The sequence below is a fragment of the Mycobacterium sp. genome (assembly GCF_032159765.1).
Classification (GTDB): domain Bacteria; phylum Actinomycetota; class Actinomycetes; order Mycobacteriales; family Mycobacteriaceae; genus Mycobacterium.
The window spans coordinates 1-17,186 of record NZ_JAVHWM010000098.1 but is presented as its reverse complement, the minus strand read 5'-3'; the positions used below and the strand labels follow the sequence as shown (position 1 = coordinate 17,186).

At 66.7% G+C, this 17,186-nt stretch carries 15 protein-coding genes; 5 read left to right on the top strand and 10 right to left on the bottom strand.

The features are described 5' to 3' along the window. Positions 1-96 precede the first annotated feature (96 nt). The 4 genes from QOH60_RS10980 (at position 97) to QOH60_RS10965 (ending at position 4,541) form a co-directional block, all read left to right on the top strand. A complete protein-coding gene (locus QOH60_RS10980) occupies positions 97-855 on the top strand; it encodes a class I SAM-dependent methyltransferase (protein WP_526420083.1) in 759 nt (252 codons plus the stop codon). Further along, the gene (locus QOH60_RS10975) at positions 852-2,372 is read left to right on the top strand and encodes a 1,4-alpha-glucan branching protein domain-containing protein (protein WP_526420081.1); all 1,521 of its coding nucleotides are present in this window, start codon (positions 852-854) and stop codon (positions 2,370-2,372) included. The genes QOH60_RS10980 and QOH60_RS10975 overlap by 4 nt, the downstream gene beginning before the upstream one ends. A gap of 135 nt (positions 2,373-2,507) precedes the next feature. Beyond that, positions 2,508-3,731 (top strand): glycosyltransferase family 4 protein, encoded by a 1,224-nt coding sequence (locus QOH60_RS10970; RefSeq protein WP_526420115.1) that lies wholly within the window; start codon positions 2,508-2,510, stop codon positions 3,729-3,731. Positions 3,732-3,779: 48 nt separating this feature from the next. Continuing rightward, positions 3,780-4,541 (top strand): ArsR/SmtB family transcription factor, encoded by a 762-nt coding sequence (locus tag QOH60_RS10965; RefSeq protein WP_526420079.1) that lies wholly within the window; start codon positions 3,780-3,782, stop codon positions 4,539-4,541. Position 4,542: 1 nt separating this feature from the next. On the opposite strand, the gene QOH60_RS10960 is transcribed toward QOH60_RS10965, so the two are convergent. Both QOH60_RS10960 and QOH60_RS10955 read right to left on the bottom strand, forming a co-directional pair. Next, a complete protein-coding gene (locus QOH60_RS10960; RefSeq protein ID WP_526420077.1) occupies positions 4,543-7,698 on the bottom strand; it encodes an ATP-binding protein in 3,156 nt (1,051 codons plus the stop codon). A 115-nt stretch (positions 7,699-7,813) separates the two neighbouring features. After that, entirely contained in the window at positions 7,814-8,551 is a 738-nt protein-coding gene (locus tag QOH60_RS10955) for an acyltransferase (RefSeq protein ID WP_526420073.1), read from the bottom strand. A gap of 79 nt (positions 8,552-8,630) precedes the next feature. Between QOH60_RS10955 and QOH60_RS10950 the strand changes: the two genes are divergently transcribed. Next, on the top strand, positions 8,631-9,941 hold the full coding sequence (locus QOH60_RS10950; protein ID WP_526420113.1) for a BamB-related PQQ repeat family beta-propellar protein: 1,311 nt from the start codon (positions 8,631-8,633) through the stop codon (positions 9,939-9,941). On the opposite strand, the gene QOH60_RS10945 is transcribed toward QOH60_RS10950, so the two are convergent. From QOH60_RS10945 to serB, 8 genes are all read right to left on the bottom strand, one after another. Next, a complete protein-coding gene (locus tag QOH60_RS10945) occupies positions 9,938-10,633 on the bottom strand; it encodes an esterase (RefSeq protein WP_526420071.1) in 696 nt (231 codons plus the stop codon). The two genes, QOH60_RS10950 and QOH60_RS10945, sit on opposite strands and share 4 nt — an antisense overlap. 42 nt (positions 10,634-10,675) lie before the next feature. Next, positions 10,676-11,875, bottom strand: coding sequence for a THUMP-like domain-containing protein (locus QOH60_RS10940; protein ID WP_526420111.1), 1,200 nt, complete (start codon positions 11,873-11,875; stop codon positions 10,676-10,678). Then, entirely contained in the window at positions 11,833-12,801 is a 969-nt protein-coding gene (locus tag QOH60_RS10935) for a methyltransferase domain-containing protein (RefSeq protein ID WP_526420069.1), read from the bottom strand. The genes QOH60_RS10940 and QOH60_RS10935 overlap by 43 nt, the downstream gene beginning before the upstream one ends. Before the next feature lie 11 nt (positions 12,802-12,812). Further along, entirely contained in the window at positions 12,813-13,547 is a 735-nt protein-coding gene (locus QOH60_RS10930) for an enoyl-CoA hydratase (protein WP_526420067.1), read from the bottom strand. Beyond that, a complete protein-coding gene (locus QOH60_RS10925) occupies positions 13,544-14,329 on the bottom strand; it encodes an NUDIX hydrolase (RefSeq protein WP_526420109.1) in 786 nt (261 codons plus the stop codon). Before QOH60_RS10925 ends, QOH60_RS10930 begins: the two co-directional genes overlap by 4 nt. A gap of 11 nt (positions 14,330-14,340) precedes the next feature. Further along, positions 14,341-15,204 (bottom strand): ABC transporter ATP-binding protein, encoded by an 864-nt coding sequence (locus QOH60_RS10920; RefSeq protein WP_526420065.1) that lies wholly within the window; start codon positions 15,202-15,204, stop codon positions 14,341-14,343. 96 nt (positions 15,205-15,300) lie between these two features. Beyond that, positions 15,301-16,134 carry a hypothetical protein gene (locus QOH60_RS10915; protein WP_526420063.1) on the bottom strand — a complete coding sequence of 278 codons (834 nt, stop codon included), beginning with the start codon at positions 16,132-16,134 and terminating at the stop codon, positions 15,301-15,303. Positions 16,135-16,215: 81 nt separating this feature from the next. Next, positions 16,216-17,186, bottom strand: a 971-nt coding sequence (gene serB / locus QOH60_RS10910) for a phosphoserine phosphatase SerB (protein ID WP_526420061.1), incomplete at its 5' end; no start/stop codon positions are given.

The following is a 17,186-nucleotide window of genomic DNA, read 5'->3' as shown; positions in this document are numbered from 1 at the left end:
CGAAGAGCAACAGAATGATGAGCCGCTTGCGCGAAGAGCGACAGTTGTAGCTCGCAACCGCTCGCGGACGGGGTAAAGGGGTTAGCCTGCCTTGCGATGAGCGCACACGACTCCCTGGCTCTCACCGGCGAGCGCACCATACCCGGGCTGGTCGAGGAGAACTATTGGTTCCGCCGCCACGAGGTGGTCTACCGGCGGCTGGTGGCAAGGTGCGCGGGGCGCGACGTCCTCGAAGCGGGCTGTGGCGAGGGATACGGCGCGGACCTGATCGCGGACGTGGCCAGCAGCGTCATCGGGCTGGATTACGACGAACCCACCGTCGCCCACGTGCGGGCGCGCTACCCGCGCGTTGACGTCCGGCACGGCAACCTCGCCTCGCTGCCGCTCCCGGACGACTCGGTGGACGTCGTGGTCAACTTCCAGGTGATCGAGCACCTCTGGGACCAGCCACAGTTCGTCGCCGAGTGCAGGCGCGTGCTGCGGCCGGGCGGGCTGCTGCTGATGTCGACGCCGAACCGCATCACGTTCTCCCCCGGGCGCGACACCCCTGTCAATCCGTTCCACACGCGAGAACTCAATGCGCGCGAACTCACTGAGCTGCTGGTCGACGGTGGCTTCGCTGTTGACTCGATGCTCGGGGTGTTCCACGGCGCGCGGCTGTCCGCGCTGGACGGGGAGCATGGCGGCTCGATCATCGACGCGCAGGTGCAGCGGGCGCTGGCCGACGCACCGTGGCCCGACGCGCTCCTAGCCGACGTGGCGTCGGTGACCATCGACGACTTTGACCTCGTTGACGCCACCGAACGCGACATTGACGAGAGTCTGGATCTGGTTGCGATTGCGGTGCGCCCATGACAGAGACCCCAGGCCTGTTCACCCTCGTCCTTCACACCCACCTGCCGTGGCTGGCTCATCACGGCAGGTGGCCGGTCGGCGAGGAATGGCTCTATCAATCGTGGTCGGCGTCCTACCTGCCTCTCATGCGGGTGTTGCGAAAGCTTGCCGACGAGAACCGGCGCGGATTGGTGACGCTCGGCATCACCCCTGTGGTGGCCGCCCAGCTCGACGACCCCTACTGTCTGGCGAGCATGCACCAGTGGCTAGCGAACTGGCAGTTGCGGGCGTTAGAAGCGACCACGCTGCGCAGCCGGGAGTCGTTGCGAGAGTTCGGTGTTCGCGAGTATCACGAGGCTGGCCAGGCGCTGGAGGACTTCGCAACGCTGTGGCGGCACGGCGCAAGCCCGCTGCTGCGCGGGCTCATCGACGCGGGCGCCATCGAACTGCTCGGCGGGCCACTGGCGCATCCCTTCCAGCCGCTGCTTCATCCGCGGCTGCGTGAATTCGCGCTGCGTGAGGGTATGGCGGACGCGCAGCAGCGGTTCGCACACATACCCGCCGGGATCTGGGCGCCCGAGTGCGCGTACGCGCCGGGCATGGAAAACGATTACGCCGCAGCCGGAATCGGGCACTTCATGGTCGACGGCCCGTCGCTGCGCGGCGACACCGCGCTCGGCCGGCCCGTGGGCGGCTCCGACGTCGTCGCATTCGGACGCGATCTGCAAGTCAGCTACCGGGTGTGGTCGCCGCGGTCGGGATACCCAGGGCACGCCGCGTATCGCGACTTCCACACCTACGACCATGACACCGGCCTGAAACCCGCTCGGGTGACAGGACGCAACGTCCCGTCGGATCAGAAGGCGCCCTATGACCCGGCGCGCGCGGACCGGGCCGTCGACGGCCACGTCGCCGATTTCGTCGACGTGGTCCGCAGGCGCCTTTGCGAGGAGAGCGAGCGTATCGGCCGGCCCGCGCACGTCATCGCCGCATTCGACACAGAACTGTTCGGGCACTGGTGGTACGAGGGCCCGCTGTGGCTCGAACGGGTGCTGCGCGCGCTGCCGGAAGCCGGTGTGCGGATCGGCACCCTGTCTGACGCGGTTGCTGACGGGTTCGTTGGTGACGCAGTCGAATTGCCGCCCGGCTCTTGGGGTTCCGGCAAGGATTGGCAGGTGTGGTCTGGCGAGCAGGTGGCCGATCTGGTGCACCTCAATGCCGAGGTCGTCGACACCGCGCTGACCACCGTCGACAAAGCCTTGGAACAGACCGATGCGCCGCACGCTCGCGACTTCGTCGCCGATCAGATCCTGCGCGAGACCCTGCTGACGGTGTCCAGCGACTGGCCGTTCATGGTCAGCAAGGACTCCGCCGCCGACTACGCGCGTTACCGCGCGCATCTGCATGCCCACGCGACCCGCGAGATCGCGGGCACCCTCGCGTCAGGCCGCCGCGACGCGGCGCAGCGGCTGGCCGACGGCTGGAACTGTGCCGATGGATTGTTCGGCGCGCTGGACGCGAGGAGACTCCCCCGATGAGCGCTTGCGCGAAGAGCAAATACCCCCGCCCGTGAGGGTGCAGGCCCCCCTTGCCGCGAGCGTGCGTGTCTGTTGCACGACACGCCGTAAATGTGCACGATTTCGCGCACACTCGCGGCGGTTGACGGGGCGCTGATGAAGGTTCTGATGTTGTCGTGGGAGTACCCGCCGGTGGTGATCGGCGGATTGGGACGCCACGTCCATCATCTTGCGACGAGCCTGGCCGCCGCCGGGCATGACGTTATGGTGTTGAGCCGCCGCCCCTTTGACACCGACCCGAGCACGCATCCCACGACCTACGGGATGCATGAGGGTGTCATCGTGGTGGCCGCCGCGCAGGACCCGCACGAGTTCGCTTTCGGGACCGACATGATGGCGTGGGCGTTGGCGATGGGCCATGCCATGACCCGCGCAGGACTGTCGGCGGCTTTTGCGCCCGATGTGATCCACGCCCACGACTGGCTGGTGGCCCATCCGGCTGTGGCACTGTCCGAATTCTATGACGTGCCATTAGTTTCCACGATGCATGCGACTGAAGCAGGCCGACACGGAGGGTGGATCGGCGGCGCGGTCAGCCGCCAGGTGCATGCGCTGGAGTCTTGGCTGGCCCGGCTGTCGGATGCACTGATCACGTGCTCGGCGTCAATGCAGGACGAGATCACCACGCTGTTCGGCCCCAATCTGTCGGACATCTCGGTGATTCGGAACGGAATCGATTCGACGCGTTGGCCTTTCGCGATGCGCCGCAAGCACGACGGCCCGCCACGACTTCTCCATTTCGGACGGCTCGAGTACGAGAAGGGCATCCACGACCTCATCGCCGCGCTACCGCGGATCCGCCGCACCCATCCCGGCACCACTTTGACGATCGCCGGCGAAGGGACGCAACTGGATTGGCTGATCGACGAGGCTCGACGCCACCGGGTGCTCAAAGCGACGAAGTTCGTCGGGCATCTCGAACATGCCGACCTGATCGCGGCGTTACACGACACGGACGCGGTGGTGCTGCCCAGCCACTACGAGCCGTTCGGCATTGTCGGCCTGGAGGCGGCGGCAGCGGGCGCGCCTTTGGTCACATCCACTGTCGGCGGGCTCGGTGAGGCCGTCGTCAATGGCGAAACAGGAATGTCATTCGCTCCAGGCGACATTGCCGGACTCGCGGTCGCCGTGCGCCGCGTCATCGACGATCCGGTCGGCGCACAGCAGCGGGCGATCGCCGCGCGCGAAAGGCTGACGTCGGACTTCGACTGGGCAACTGTGGCTGATGAAACCGCGCACGTGTACAGGAATGCGAAGCAGCGCGAACGTCGGCCACTGGGCCGCATGCCGATCGCCGAGCGCGCGCTCCCGGCGCGCTAGGTCATTGGTTTGATCCGCGTCGAATCATTACGCGGTTAGCGTGGGGTTATGGACGCAGCTGAACTCCCGTCGGTGGGCGACGCCGACATCGCCGCGGTGGCCTCGCTGTTCGCCGATCCCGCGCGTTGCGCGGTGTTGCTGGCGCTGGACGACGGTCGCGCGCTTCCCGCGAGCGTGCTGGCCGACGAGGCCGGGGTCAGCCGTTCGACGGCGAGCAGTCATCTGACGAAGCTCACTGAAGCCGGTCTACTTAAGGTGGAGACGCACGGCCGTCATCGGTATTACCGGCTGTCCGGTCCAGAGGTCGGCGAGCTCATCGAGCAGCTTGGTCGGCGTGCGCCGCCGAAACCGGTGCGGTCATTGCGCGAAGGGACGAAGGCGGCGCGCTTGCGTTCGGCACGCACCTGCTACGACCATTTCGCAGGAAAGCTGGGTGTCGAGCAGATGGGAAGCCTGTTGCGGCAGAAGGTTTTGACGGGCGGCGACGGTCGATACGATCCGGCTCGCGACAGCAACGACACTCTCAGCAACCACGGCAACGACGTCCACTACGAGCTCACCGAGCACGGACGCAGCTTTCTCAGCGGGCTTTCTATCGAAATCCCCTATGGCACAAGGCCGTTGATCCGCTATTGCGTCGACTGGACCGAGCAGCGTCACCATCTCTCCGGTGCGCTCGGCCGCGCCATACTCGACCGGTTCGTCGGTGCCTCGTGGGTGAAGCGCGTGCCACGCGGCCGGGCCGTGAAAGTGACGCCGGAAGGCCGTACGGCGCTGGCGGATTGGTTCGGAGTCGACTGGACGAACTGAGTCACATCGTGGCGGCGATCGCCATGTGTCCCTCGAAACCGAGGTCATTGGCCATCTTGGAATACTGGTCTGTGAAGTCCCGATATCGCGCCTCGTCGCCGCGCGCACGCGCCGTCAACGCACGCAGCCTAAGCAGCGGAAGTTCGTGCAGGACGAAACCAGGATCGGTCGGGACTTCTGTCAGCCTCTCGATTGCGGCCTCGGCTTCCGCAAGATCGCCGTCACCGCCCCGCTGGAGCAGCGATTCAACGAGCACAGTGACTGCCGGACCGCGAGACGTCATCTCGCCCGTTTCGTCGAAATATTCGACAGTCGTTCGTGCCAAGTCGATCGCGCGATCGAGATCTCCATCGCGCGCCGTCCGCCTCGCAATCTCGGTGTCGGCCGCGCGGATCGCCCTCGCCGAGGGCCAGCGTCGCATGCCGGCCTCCCGGTACAGATTGATGAGCCGGAAGCCGTCTGTACGATCCGATTCGTCGCCAGTGAGAAGTAGTAGCCCTCGGGACAGGCACGCGGCCTCATATGCGAAGTCGTCGCTTGCCTGACTGGCAATTTCGATTGCTTCGGCCGTGAGCCGCAACCCCTCGGCGTCGGGAAGCAAGGCCCCGTTGTGCATCGCGAACGCGTACTTGTAGAGAAGACATACCGAAAATGACGTCGCGTCTTGCGAGTGAGCCAGCGCGATCGCGTGATCGAGATCCTCTTTCCATCCGGCCACTCCCAATGCGTATCGACACACCCCGCGGATCCCCGTCGCGACTGGGATGACGGACACAACTGCGAACTTCGCGAGTTCCAGTCGATCCGGCGCGGCATCGATCGTGATTTCGATGACGCGCAGGCCTTCTCGCACCCTCCCGCCCTGCATCATCGAGTTGCTGGCGCCCGCCAGCAATTGCTGAAGATTCGAGTCGCCGATCGTGTCGATGAGCGCCGCAACCTCCGCACTGGCCTGGGCGCTATCGCTGAACCTGTTCTCGAAGAGAAGCCCGACCGCGTACCCGGTCATCCCGATTGCCCTGGAGACGGGGTCGTCGGCTTCGAGGCACAGCCGCTCGAGTTCCCTGAAATCCTCGTCCGCAGACTCCCCCCATACCAGCCATGACGTGGCGCACAACTGGATTCGGGGGGTGATCCGCTTTGACATCAAGCCTGGATCATCGAGGGGGAGTTGGTCGGCCACCCCTGTGGCGCGCTGCCAGCTGGCCCTTGCGGCTTGGGGATCGCGCGGACCCGCAAACGCAGCAGCCCGCATGTGCCATTCGTAGGCCGCGACGAGGTCTCCTGCTGCTTCGAGGTGCTCGGCAATCAGCGCGGCGTTTTCGTCCACTAGACGTGGGTGCTGGCTTTCGATCGATGCCGCAACACGCCGGTGCAAGTCAGCCCGGTCCGATCGCAAGAGCGATTCGTAAGCCACTCTTCGGATGAGGGGGTGGTGAAAGACGTACTCGGCGTCCTGCGTGAACCGAACCTGATCGATGAGGTCAACAGTCACCAATTCGTCTAGTGCAGTGTTGATTCCGAGGCTGCCAAGCAGTTCAGAGCTGAAACGGGACCCGATCACCGACGCTGTGCTCAAGGCGCGCTTGGCAGACGGTTCCAATCTGTCGATGCGGGCGGCGATCGTAGCCTGAAGCGTGGCGGGTACAGTGACGGCGGTGCCATCTCCGGAGAACGTGAGCGCACCCCGGTTGCCTTGCAGAACATTTCGCTCCATCAGGTCACGCACGATCTCTTGAACGAAGAACGGGTTTCCGGCCGCACGCTCGACGATCGTCGGTGCGAGTTGTCCGACCGAAGAGTGCCGGCCGAGAAGTTCGGTAGTCAGCTTCGCCGAGTCCGAGTGACTTAGCGGCGCAAGCGAAATAGTCTGTGCATCCGGTGTGCGTGCGAGCACTCCGCGATACTCCGGGCGATAAGTGACCACCACGACCGATCGAGTCTGTGGAATCACCGTCAGCAGGTCCGCGATCATCGACTCGCTCACCTTGTCGATCCAATGCGCATCCTCGACGATGTAAACCGCAGGTTCGTCACGCGCCAGGGCGGCGGCCTTGACGAACGCACTGAGCCTCCGGCGACGCGCCTCGGGATCGATCGCAGGCAACGGCGTCGCCGGGTCCCGTATTCCGATCAGGTCGTAGAAAAGCAATAGATCGTGTTCGTCGGCCTCGGCAACGTTGGCTTTTATCTGCTCGCGTGCGCTCTCGTCGTCGAGATCGCCTGCCCGGCTGGCCGAGCGCAGCAGTCGTGCGGCCGCGTGAAACGCGACGTCGCTTGTGTGCGACTCGCAAAACGCGCTGAACACCTCGAAGTTTCGCCGCCCGGCCAAAGCCGCGAGTTCCCGTGTGAGGCGGCTCTTTCCGATGCCAGGGGGCCCGACCACACCGATGACGCCGCCATGACCTTCGACGATGCGATCCAGGATGCCCTCGACCGCGCTGAGTTCCCAGCGCCGGCCCACGAGAGCCAGGTCACCCTGACGCGCGATGCTCGGCATCGGCTTCATTTCCAGCAATCGACGGGCGGCCATGGGTTTCTCGGCGCCCTTGATGTGAACCATCTCCGGCTCGCCGAGCACCGTCGCGTCATCAACCAGCCGGGCGGTCGACTCGCTGAGCATCACTCCACCTGGCGGCGCAGCCGATTCCATCCGCTGCGCCATCCCCACCTGTTCCCCGATCGTCGTGTAACCCGAAGGGCCCGAACCGATTTGACCCGCGATCACCTGGCCCGAGTTGAGTCCGGCGCGCAGCTGGAGCTCCAGGCCATCCCTTCGCTGGACCTCGGACGCGAGCCCAACGACATCCTTCTGGAGATCGAGCGCTGCTAAGCAGGCCCGTAAAGCGTGGTCTTCCAACGCAACCGGTGCGCCGAACACCGCCATGATGCCGTCGCCGGTGAACTTGTCGACGGTCCCGCCATAGCGCTTCACCACCGTCGAAGACCGTTTGAACACCTCCGCCATGATCTCGCGCAACCGCTCTGCACCGACTGACGCGGCGATATCCATCGACCGGACGACGTCCGCGAACAGAATGGTCACCTGCTTGTATTCGGCGGCGGGAGCACTCGCTTGGACCGATGTGCCGCACTCACTGCAGAACTTGGCCGTGGCGCTCAACTCCGCACCGCATGACGCGCAGCGCGTCGTCATCGCTGGCCGCCCCTCACGTCAATATCGTGGGCCCGCCAGCCCGCGAGCGTGCGGGAAATCAGTCAACTCGACGGCGTGTCGCCCACAGACACGCACGCTCGCGGCAGGAGGTGAGTTACCTCGTGGCTTTTTTGCGCTCGATGTCGGCCAGCGCGGCGGCCAGCTCAGCGCGCTGCGCAGCTGAGGTGTCCCACGCCAGCTTGCGATTCTTCACCACCTTCGCGGGCGCCCCGACTGCGATCGAGAAGTCGGGAATGTGCCCTTTGACAACCGAGTGGGAGCCGAGCACGCAGCCACGGCCGATGATCGTGCCGCGCAGAATCGTGACTTTGGCAGCGATCCACGTGTCGGGACCAATCCGCACTGGGCTCTTGACGATGCCCTGATCCTTGATGGGCACATTGACGTCGTCCATGACGTGGTCGAAGTCGCAGACGTACACCCAGTCCGCCATGAGTGCGGAGTCGCCCAGCTCGATGTCGAGGTAGGTGTTGATCACGTTGTCGCGGCCCAGCACCACCTTGTCGCCGAACCGCAACGACCCTTCGTGACAGCGGATCGTGTTCTTGTCGCCGATGTGGACCCAGCGCCCGATATCCATCAGCGCGAGATCCGGGGTCGCCTGAATCTCCACACCCTTGCCCAGAAACAGCATGCCGCGGGTGATGATGTGCGGATTGGCCAGTTTGAACTTCAGCAGTCGCCAGTACCTCACCAAGTACCAGGGGGTAAAGGCACGGTTGGCGATCACCCACTTCAGCGACGCCAGCGTCAGGAATTTCGCCTGACGCGGATCACGCAGACGGGAAGCCCGCCAGCGCTTGTGCAGCGGCGCTCCCCACATCGTCGTCATGGCCGGAAAGCCTATCGCTGGGTGCGACCCCAGACCGTATTACCCTCGGGTGACTGAACGGCAGCCCACGGAAGGACGCATGTTCCCGCGATACCGCACGCCTCGGCGAGTGGCGGCATTCGCGATGACGGCGCTGCTGATTGCGCTTACCCCGGCCTGCGGGAGGCCCGACAGCTGGGTTTTGGCAGCCCCCGCGGCGGGCTGGCCCGCGCAGTACGCCGACGCCGCCAACAGCAGCTATACCGGCACCGGCGGCGCGCAGGCGCTCAAACTGCGCTGGAGCCGGTCGGTCAAGGGCAGCCTGGCCGCCTCCGTCGCGCTCGGATCCAGCGACACGAATTACCTCGCCGCCAACGGCCAAACCGCAGGCGGCTGCTCGCTGGCGGTCTGGGAGTTCGACAACGACGGCAGGCAACGCTGGTGCACGCGGCTGGTCCTCGGTGGTGGATTCGCCAGCGCGCTGTTCGACCGCTTCGACAACCTGTACGTGGGCCAGCCCGGCACGATGCTGTCGTTTCCGCCGACACAGTGGGTGCGCTGGCGTCATCCCGTGATCGGCATGCCACTCACCCCGCGATTCGTGGCGGACAACCGGCTGCTGATGGTCACCCATCTCGGTCAGGTTCAAGTGCTCGACGCGCACCGCGGCACCATGATCGGATCGGCCATCGACATGGTGGCAGGCGTCGACCCCCTCGACAGCACCCGCGGGCTCACCGACTGCCAGCCCGCCGGTCCACGGTGCCCGATCGCTGCCGCGCCCGCATTCTCGGCGGCGACAGGTCAGATCGTCATCGGCGTCTGGCAGCCGGGCGCGCCCACGGCGACTCTGGCCGCGTTGCGCTACCGCGGAGGCGACGACGCAGTGCTGTCACCGGACTGGACCACCGACGCCGTCAAGAGCGGGGTGATCGCCAGCCCGGTGTTTTCTGGCGACGGAGCGACGGTGTACGTCACCAGCCGCGACGGCAACCTGTGGGCGCTCAACGCCAAGGACGGCAAGCCGAAATGGTCAGTCCCGCTCGGGTTTTCGCCGCAGACACCGCCGACAGTGGCGCCGGACGGGCTGATCTTGTCCGGCGGCGGCCCTGACACCAAGCTCGTCGCGGTGCGCGAGAAGGACGGCAAAGGCGCCATCGCGTGGCGCCGCGACGACGTCAACCCGCTCAGCACCTCCAGCCAGGCCGGCCGCGACATCGCCTACACCGTCATCCGCTCGCCGAACAACGGCCTGTCGTTGCTGGCGTTCCAGCCCACAGACGGACGCACGGTCAATACCTATCCGCTGCCGCAGGCCGTCGGGTGGCCGGTGGGCGTGTCCGTCGCGTCCGACCGTCGGGTACTGACCGCCACCAGCGAAGGTCAGGTGTACGGCTTCGACCCGGCCTAACCCAGTGGGGCGAGCATGGGCGCAACCAGGGCCCGCGGCAGATGCACCGCGAGCGCGCCCGCTGCGGACGGCAGCATGTCACCCTGGCTGAGGTAGAGGATCAGCTCGTCGTCGGTGAGCGCGAAGTTCTGGTAGTGCGACGGGTTGAGACCGTCGGAGATTGTCACGTGCGAGCCCAGCTGGGTGTCGACGGCCTTCTGCAGGGCGGGCAGGATCACGGCAAGCGGATTGCTGCCAGGAAGAAACAGCGTGTCGAAGGTGATCGGCTGGTGCGTCGATAGGTTGTAGTTGAACGCCTTGTACCACGTCAGCGGGTGTGGGCCCCCGACATTCTGGTAGATCTTCAGCGCTGTGCTCTGGGTCCCTCCCGGCGGCGGACCCGAGTGGAAGGACTCCGACGTGATGTCCAATGCGTAGGGCAGACCCGTCGAACCGGGCATGCCCGAGACGTTGACGAACCCGTCGCGGGTCTGCCGCAGATAGTCGATCAGCGGGGCGGGGTCGGCGTAATCGTTTGGATACGCCATGTCGACCATGTACGCGTCGTTCGCGGTGTGAAGCCGGCAGGTGGTGCCGTCGACCACCGCGCCGAAGTCGGCACACGGGGTCTCCGCCGCGGCTTCCACGCGCACCGTGGCAGCCGCCACGAGTGCCGCGGCCAGTAACGTGGCCGCGCGAAGTGAGCTTCTCATGCACCGTCCTCGAAAAGTGTTGAGCGCCAGGGTACCCGTGGGTTATCGCGACGGTTGACAAATGAACGCGATGGCGCGGGCCCGGTTACCGGCGCCGATCCGGGTGATCACCACCGACAACGGCCGGGTTCCGCGTAACCGCAACCGCGGGCGCAGTGCGGCCGGGTCCACGTCGACGCCGCGCACCAAAATCTCGGCGGCCGCGCAGTCCATGTCCGTCAGGGTCTGGCGCAGGAGGCGCTCACCGAACGGGATTTGCTCGAGGACCTCGAAACCGCGGACCGTCGGGGGCAATTCGCTCCCGGAGAGGTAGGCGATCTTCGGGTCGAGCTGCCACAGTCGATGCCGGACCGCGTAGTGCCGCACGAGCCCGGCGCGCACCACGGCTCCGTCCGGGTCCACGATCCACCGCCCGGCCTCGGCGACGCCGCAGTCGTCGGGCTCGAGGTCGGTGAGTTGCTCGACGTGCCCGTCGCCATCGAGCATCGTGGCGCGTCGCGTCACACCCTGTTCGGTCAGGCCGGGCGACCACAGACACGCCTCCCGCACGTCGCCATGCAACGAGGTGACTTCCACCTCGCCATCGAACGCCAGACGCGTGTAATCGATTCCGGGAGAACACTTTACGACGAAATCACGGTCGCGATACGTGTCCAGCAGCGTGTCGAGCGGAGGGCTGAAGTCCCTGGGGTTGACGACGCGGCGCCCGCCCCCGCGTCGCGCCGGGTCGGCGAGCACGACGGTCCCGCGGCTGACCGGGTGCAGCGCGTCGGCCCGAACGAGCGGGACGTCGACGACGTTGTGCTGCGCCATCGCCAGCCGCACCGGGTCGATATCACTGCCCAGCGGATCAGCCGTCCGGCGCAGCGCGGCCAGCTCGGTACCGATCGAGCACGTGACGTCGTGGACAGCCCGCCCGGCGAGCCGGCGCGCCCGATGCATCGCCACGGGCGCGGCGGTGGCTTGCTGGAGCGCCTCGTCGGTAAACAACCAGCCGGAGGCATCACTGAGCTTGGCGGCGGCGCGCCGGCGCAGCAGCACCGTCTCAACGAGCACTGGGGCGCGCTCCCCGAACGCACTCCGGACAGCGGCGACGTCAGCGATCCGACTGGCATCGGTCAGCGAGTAAGTGGCGACCTGCGCGAGGGCGTCGGCGCCCGCCGAGGACCGCAGGTAGGCGACGTCGTCGAGGAAGAAGCTTAAGACGGCTTGACCCCGGTGACCATGACGTTGTAGTACCAGGCCTTCGGGACCACCCGCCGCCACACGTTGTTGTCCACCCAGCTCAGCGCCATCCAGCTGGAGAACGCGAACCTCGCCCAGCCCCACCCCAGTCGGCCGGGCGGGACTGCCGCCTCGAACGTACGGATCGGCCAGCCCACCATCGCCGCCGTGAACTCCGTCGTGGCGGTCGAGACGTCGACGGCGCCGGCGTTGCGGGCCATGCGCTCCAGGTCACCCGGGTCGAAGGTGTGCAGATCGACGACCGCTTCCAGGGCCGCCGCGCGTGACGACTCGTCGAGCTCGGCCTGCGGGCGCCGCCAGCTGGAGAGCCCGGGCAGCCTGGTCACGTTCGTCACGGTCCGCCACGTCAGCGTCGACAACGGGCGGGCGTAGGTTTCGCCGGCGTTCGTCGGCTCGCCGGCGAACACGAACCGGCCACCCGGCTTGAGCACGCGAACCACCTCACGAAGCGACAGCTCCACGTCGGGTATGTGGTGCAGCACAGCGTGGCCGGCGACGAGGTCGAACGTGTTGTCGTCGTACGGGATGCGCTCGGCATCAGCCACCCGGCCGTCGATGTCGAGGCCCAGCGACTCGCCGTTGCGCACTGCCACCTTCACCATGCCGGGCGAAAGGTCTGTCACAGAGCCCCGCCGGGCGACGCCCGCCTGGATCAGGTTCAGCAGGAAGAAACCGCTGCCGCAGCCCAACTCCAGCGCACGGTCATACGGAAGGTTGCGGAGCTCGTCGGTGGGCACCGTCGCGTCGAAGAGGTCACGGGCGTAATCGACGCAGCGCTTGTCGTAGGAGATCGACCATTTGTCGTCGTAGCTCTCCGCTTCCCAGTCGTGGTAGAGCACCTGAGCGAGCTTGCTGTCGCGCCGGGCGGCCTCGACCTGCTCAGCCGTGGCGTGTGGGTTCGGCACGTCCTGGCTCGTCGTCATGACCGGCAAGCCTAATCCGCCCCTGTATCCGGTACGAATCGTCGGTCGGCCACCGCGAAGGCTCGGGCATATTGCTCGCACTCGACGTCCACGCTGCGGCTGTTGATGGCCACCTTGGCAGCGGCCAGCGCGTGCGGCGATGTCCCGACGAAGCGGGTCGCCCAGTCCGCCGCGGCGTCGTAGACGGCATCGGGGGCCACCACCTCGTCGAGTAGACCGATGGCCAGCGCCTCCTTGGCGCCGACGAACCGGCCGGAGAACACCAACTCCTTGGCCGTGCTGTCCCCGACCGCGGCGGGCAGCCGCGCGGCGATGCCGCCCGCGGGTATCAGGCCGGCCAGGATCTCGGTGAATCCCACCTTCGCGTTGTCGCCGCTGACGCGCCAATCGGCGGCCAACGCCAGGGCGAACCCGGTGCCGAGCGCGTATCCCGTGATCGCGGCCACCGTCGGTTTGGGGATCGCTGCGACGGCGGCGGCGGCATCCTGACGCAGCCGTGCGGCCACGGCGGCGTCGGCCGCATCAAGGGACCGCAACTCCTCGAGGTCGTCGCCCGCGGAAAAGATCTCGTGGCCGCCGAACAGAACCACCGCGGCCACGTCGTCGCGCTCGCTGATGTCGGCGGCCACCGCGACGATCTCCCGGCAGGCCTGCCGGGTCAGTGTGTTGCTCGGCGGCCGGGACAGCACGATCGTCCCGACCCCGGGACGATCGTCGCCGACATAGACGCTGACGAACTCGTTCATGCCCAGGGCCGGTCACCGCGCAGCTGGTGGTACCGCTGCGCGTCGAAGAACTCCAGGCTCCAGTTGCCTTCGGTACCAATGACTTCCGTGCGCATCGCGACGATCTCACGGTCGACGTGCAGGATCTCGTCGACGGTGGCCCCGAAGCTCGGCAGCGTGTCCAGCTGGACCCACGTCGGTGGCAGTAAGAAGGTTCGGCCGGTGCCGAAGTCCTCGACCGCGTTGGCCGGCAGTGTCCACGCCGCCGAGACAGCCTCGCTGGTTTGGTCATCGGCGTGCTGGCCCTCGGGCATCGCGGCGACGAAGAAGTACGTGTCGTAGCGTCGGGTGTGGCCCCGCGAGGGAGTCACCCAGTTGGCCCACGGCCGAAGCAAATCGGATCGCAGCACCAGGTTTTCGCCCCGCAAGAAGTCGCTCAACGCCAAGTCGCGGCTGGCAAGTCGGGCGCGGGCGCTGCTGTAGGCCGAGGCATCACCGACGACGCTGTGCTCGTCGGGACCGGCGAGCAGAACCCCGCACTCCTCGAACGTCTCGCGTACGGCGGCGCATACAAGCGCAAGTGCCAAGCCCTCGTCGACAGCCATCCGCTTCGCCCACCAGTCCGGCGGCGGCCCGGTCCACGCGATGTCGAAATCCCTGTCGCGATCGTCGACGCCGCCGCCCGGGAACACCGTCGTGCCGGGCGCGAAATCCATGCGTGAATGTCGTTGCAGCAGAAAGACGGCCACACCGTCGGGGGTGTCGCGCAGCAGCATCACGGTCGCCGCCGGACGGGGCACCATGGGCTGGTCGCTCACTCCAGCCTCCTCCTGTGCGCGGCGCGGGCGCGAACGCGCCGTGCGAAATACCGGCCGTCGATCCTCTCCAGCGCGATCGACTGGCCGAATGCCGTCGAGAGGTTCTTCGCGGTCAACACGTCAGCGAGCAGTCCGGCGTCCACCACCTCCCCCTCCGAGAGCATCAAGCAGTGGCTGAAGCCCGGCGGGATCTCCTCGACATGATGGGTGACCAGCACCATCGCCGGCGAATCCGCGTCGGCGGCCAGGTCGGCGAGCCGAGCCACGAGTTCCTCGCGCCCACCGAGGTCGAGCCCGGCGGCGGGTTCGTCGAGAAGCAGCAACTCGGGGTCGGTCATCAGCGACCGCGCGATCAGCACCCGCTTGCGTTCGCCTTCAGACAGGGTGTCGTAGGTGCGTTCGGCGAGGTGCTCGGCGCCGACACTTTCCAGCATGTCGATTGCCTGCGCGTAGTCCATGTCGTCGTAGTTCTCTCGCCAGCGGCCCAGCACCGCGTAGCCGGCGGAGACCACGAGGTCGCGGACGATCTCGCCGTCGGGCACCCGCTGCGACAGCGCTGAGCTGCTGAGCCCCACGCGGGAACGCAACTCCTTCATGTCGGTCCGGCCCAGCCGCTCGCCGAGCACGTACGCCTTCCCTGACGACGGGTGCTCGGTCGCGGCCGCGATCCGCAGCAGCGATGTCTTGCCGGCACCGTTGGGTCCGATCACCACCCAGCGCTCGTCAAGCTCGACGGACCACGTGACCGGGCCGACCAGACGAAGGCCCGCGCGGCGCAACGTCACGTTGTGAAAGTCGATGAGCAGGTCGGGATCGGGCTCATTGCCGCTCGGTTCGACCACCCGACCATCGTGCCGCATGTGCCCGGCAGTCCCGGGAGCGCCCCGCTGCGCGAGTGTGAAATCTCTGCGACGACACGCCGGAGACCGCCGCACACGCGTCAGACTCGCGGAGGCCTAGCCAGTTGCCTTGGCCGTACCCGGTTCGGGCGGCAATATCCTGCGCAGCAGGGCACTACCCACCACGCCGACAGCAATCAGCGCGATTGCGACAGCGTCGGGAAAGGCATCGGCGATCCACCCGACGATGCCGACGACGAGCAGGAAGCCGGGCAGCCAGTCGAAGACCTTGGCGAGCGGCGGCGCGGTCTCCCCCGTTTCGCGGGCGACTACCCGGTCGGGATACACCTCGGTGAACCCGATCGCGAGGAAAGTGACCGCCAACGGGAGGACCCAGGCCGTCCACATGTTGTCGTTGTCGTGCAGCACCAACAGGCCGGTTGCGCCCGCGGCGGCAGACACCGCAAAAGCCGCGCCCCACGCGGCGCTGATCACATTGTTGAGCCGCAGAAATCCTGGCTCATCCCAGACTTCGGGCGGCGCCTCCTGCTTTGCGTACGAGAGCGTGAACGGTTTGCGCACAAGAATTGTCGACAACACGAACAACGCGAGCACGACGTTGCTGAGCACGCCCGCCCAGTCATCGAGCCACCGAATGACGTTGTCGGGAGCCACCAAACCCGCGACCGCGAGCGCGGCGAAATAGATAACACCGACGATCTCCAGTGAATGCACGGGCATTCCGCGCCATCTGCCGAGACCGATGATCAGCAGTGAGAACACCAGCGCCCCGAGGACCGCGATCTCGAACCGACCGGGCCCCGACAGGACCGATAGCAGGATCCACGGTGCGACCCCCGAGAATCCCGACTTCAGGAACCCGTCGATGAAGGACTCTTTGGCGGCGCCAGCCTGCGCGTCGCCCTCGTTCACGGGAACGGAACCCGCCATGGCTGAGGCCCTCTCGTCGTCGCGCTGCGTGCCCGACTCTAGAGTCTCCGCGGAGCGCACATGCCTAAATTGACGAAACAGTCAGTTGGGCGGGATGTCGACCCTGCGCAGTACGCCGTCGACAGCGTCCGCCGCTTCGATCTCGCCGCGCGTCACACCGAGGATGAACAGCACCGTGTCCAGGTAGGGATGGCTCAACGACGCGTCGGCAACCTCGCGCAGCGCCGGTTTCGCGTTGAAAGCCACCCCCAGCCCCGCGGTGGCGAGCATGTCGATGTCGTTGGCGCCGTCACCGACGGCCACAGTCTGCTCCAGCGGTACACCGGCCTGCTGCGCAAAATCCCTCAGCGCCTTGGCTTTTCCAGCCCGGTCGATGATCGGTCCGACCAGCCGACCGGTCAACACGCCGTCGACGATCTCAAGCTGGTTGGCGGCGACGAAGTCGAGCATCAGCTCGTGCGCCAAGGGTTCGATCACCTGCCGAAACCCGCCGGACACCACGCCGCAGTGGAAGCCGAGCCGACGCAATGTGCGCAACGTGGTGCGGGCCCCGGGGGTGAGTTCCAGCTCGTCGGCGACCTCGTCGAGCACGCTTTCCGGTAAGCCCTTCAGCGTCGCGACACGCTGCCGAAGCGACTCGGCGAACTCGATCTCCCCGCGCATCGCCGCGTCGGTGATGGCGGCCACCGCATCGCGCGCGCCGACACGGTCGGCGAGCATCTCGATGACTTCCTGCTGGATCAGGGTGGAGTCGACGTCGAACACGATCAGCCGCTTCGCGCGCCGCTCGAGAGTGGTGTCTTCCACAGCGACATCGACTCTTTCGTCGGTCGCGACGCGGGCCAGAGCCACCGACAGGTCACGGTCCTTGTCGGGAGGCGCCGAAACCCGCAGCTCGAGGCCCGTCACCGGATAATCGGACACACCGCGGATGAAGTCGATGTTGACGCCGAGCGCGGCGACCTCGCGGGCCACCACTCCGAATGCCTCGGCGGTGATCGGGCGACCCAGCACCACGATGGTGTGGGTGGACGGCTCTCGCATGATCGGCA

Bases quoted from the DNA above. Each gene is read 5' to 3' on its own strand.
- QOH60_RS10925 (WP_526420109.1), bottom strand. From the start codon at position 14,329: ATGGTGCCCCGTCCGGCGGCGACCGTGATGCTGCTGCGCGACACCCCC.
- QOH60_RS10980 (WP_526420083.1), top strand. From the start codon at position 97: ATGAGCGCACACGACTCCCTGGCTCTCACCGGCGAGCGCACCATACCC.
- QOH60_RS10915 (WP_526420063.1), bottom strand. From the start codon at position 16,134: ATGGCGGGTTCCGTTCCCGTGAACGAGGGCGACGCGCAGGCTGGCGCC.
- QOH60_RS10955 (WP_526420073.1), bottom strand. From the start codon at position 8,551: ATGACGACGATGTGGGGAGCGCCGCTGCACAAGCGCTGGCGGGCTTCC.
- QOH60_RS10975 (WP_526420081.1), top strand. From the start codon at position 852: ATGACAGAGACCCCAGGCCTGTTCACCCTCGTCCTTCACACCCACCTG.
- QOH60_RS10965 (WP_526420079.1), top strand. From the start codon at position 3,780: ATGGACGCAGCTGAACTCCCGTCGGTGGGCGACGCCGACATCGCCGCG.
- QOH60_RS10935 (WP_526420069.1), bottom strand. From the start codon at position 12,801: ATGACGACGAGCCAGGACGTGCCGAACCCACACGCCACGGCTGAGCAG.
- QOH60_RS10945 (WP_526420071.1), bottom strand. From the start codon at position 10,633: ATGAGAAGCTCACTTCGCGCGGCCACGTTACTGGCCGCGGCACTCGTG.
- QOH60_RS10970 (WP_526420115.1), top strand. From the start codon at position 2,508: ATGAAGGTTCTGATGTTGTCGTGGGAGTACCCGCCGGTGGTGATCGGC.
- QOH60_RS10960 (WP_526420077.1), bottom strand. From the start codon at position 7,698: ATGACGACGCGCTGCGCGTCATGCGGTGCGGAGTTGAGCGCCACGGCC.
- QOH60_RS10920 (WP_526420065.1), bottom strand. From the start codon at position 15,204: ATGCGGCACGATGGTCGGGTGGTCGAACCGAGCGGCAATGAGCCCGAT.
- QOH60_RS10930 (WP_526420067.1), bottom strand. From the start codon at position 13,547: ATGAACGAGTTCGTCAGCGTCTATGTCGGCGACGATCGTCCCGGGGTC.
- QOH60_RS10950 (WP_526420113.1), top strand. From the start codon at position 8,631: ATGTTCCCGCGATACCGCACGCCTCGGCGAGTGGCGGCATTCGCGATG.